Here is a 1,551-nt window from a genome sequence, read left to right as displayed (position 1 = left end):
CAGCGGGTGGCGATCGCCCGCGCGCTGGTCGGCGCGCCCGCGCTCCTCCTCGCGGACGAGCCGACGGGCGCGCTGGACTCGGCGTCCGGCGAGATCGTCATGGAGCTGCTCCACGAGCTGAACGCGACGGGCACGACGGTCTGCGTGATCACGCACGACAACGACATCGCCGACGCGCTGCCGCGCCGCGTCCGGTTCCGCGACGGCGAGATCGTCGCCGACTCGGGCGCCCGGGAAGGGAGCCGGGCATGAGAACCCTGAGGTCCCTCGGACCGTCGCGGCTGTCGGCGGCGGACGTGCTGCGGGTCGGTGCGGTGGGCCTGCGCGCCCGCCGCGCCCGGGTGGTCCTGTCCGCCCTCGGCATCGCGATCGGCATCGCCACGATGGTCGCGGTCGTCGGCCTCTCGCAGTCCAGCAAGTCGGATCTGATGGCGCGGCTCGACCGGCTCGGCACGAATCTGCTGACCGCCGAGGCGGGCAAGGACGCGGAGGGCGTCGACGCGCCGCTGCCCGAGTCGGCGGTGGCGATGGTGGAACGCGTCGGCCCGGTCCAGCACGCCACGGCGACGGCGGACGTCGACGCGCGCATCCGGCGCAGCGACGTGGTGCCCGAGGAGCGCACCGCAGGCGTGACGACGCAGGCCGCCCGCCCCGACCTGCTCCGCACCCTCAACGCGAGCCTCCGCGAAGGCACTTGGCTGAACCGGGCCAACGAGAGGCTGCCCGTCACGGTCCTCGGATCCGTCGCCGCGCAGCGCCTGGGCGTCACGTCGCCCGGCGAGAAGATCATGATGAACGACTCGTACGTGGTGGTCGTCGGCATCCTCGATCCGGTGGAGCTGGTCCCGAACCTGGACCGCGTGGCACTCGTCGGATTCCCGGCGGCCGAGCGGTACTTCGGCTTCGACGGCCGCCCGTCCACCGTCTTCGAGCGTTCGCCGGACGCCACGGTCGAGGACGTGCGCGAGGTCCTGGCCCGCACGGTCAACCCGGCCGACCCGGACTCGGTGAAGGTCTCGCGCCCCTCGGACGCGCTGGCCGCGAAGGCGGCGACGGACAAGGGGCTGACGACGCTGATGCTCGGCCTCGGCGCGGTCGCGCTGCTGGTGGGCGGCGTAGGGGTGGCGAACACGATGGTGATCTCGGTCCTGGAGCGCCGTGCGGAGATCGGCCTGCGCCGCGCCCTCGGAGCGACGCGCAACGCGGTCCGCCTCCAGTTCCTGACGGAGTCCCTGCTCCTGTCGGCCCTGGGCGGCGCGGCGGGCGCGCTGCTGGGCGCGACGGCGACGTACGGATTCGCGCTGGCCCAGGGCTGGACCCCGGTGGTCCCGCCCTGGGCCCTGACGGCGGGCTTCGCGGCCACGCTCCTGATCGGCATGGCGGCGGGCCTCTACCCCGCGATCAGAGCCTCCCGCCTGGACCCGACGGTGGCCTTGAACGCGACGTAACTCCCGCCGGCCGCGACGGGGACACCCCACCGGCCCGCGGTCACGAGCGAGGCGGGAGGGGACGTGGCGGTTTGTCCGCCCGGAGCACTGAGCGGGCGGGGGC

Annotated in this window: 1 protein-coding gene and 1 pseudogene; both read left to right on the top strand. The window is 74.4% G+C overall.

The genetic code is table 11. The annotated features are described in order from the left end of the window. A pseudogene (locus AOK22_RS20090) lies at positions 1 to 252 on the top strand (ABC transporter ATP-binding protein); the annotation flags it as partial. Beyond that, positions 249 to 1,448, top strand: coding sequence for an ABC transporter permease (locus tag AOK22_RS20085; RefSeq protein ID WP_055700076.1), 1,200 nt, complete (start codon positions 249 to 251; stop codon positions 1,446 to 1,448). The pseudogene AOK22_RS20090 and the gene AOK22_RS20085, both read left to right, overlap by 4 nt. Positions 1,449 to 1,551 lie beyond the last annotated feature (103 nt).

Source organism: Streptomyces silaceus (assembly GCF_001419745.1).
GTDB classification, from domain to species: Bacteria; Actinomycetota; Actinomycetes; order Streptomycetales; family Streptomycetaceae; genus Streptomyces; species Streptomyces silaceus.
Note: the sequence above shows the minus strand (reverse complement) of the source record. Positions and strands in the feature narration are given on the sequence as shown.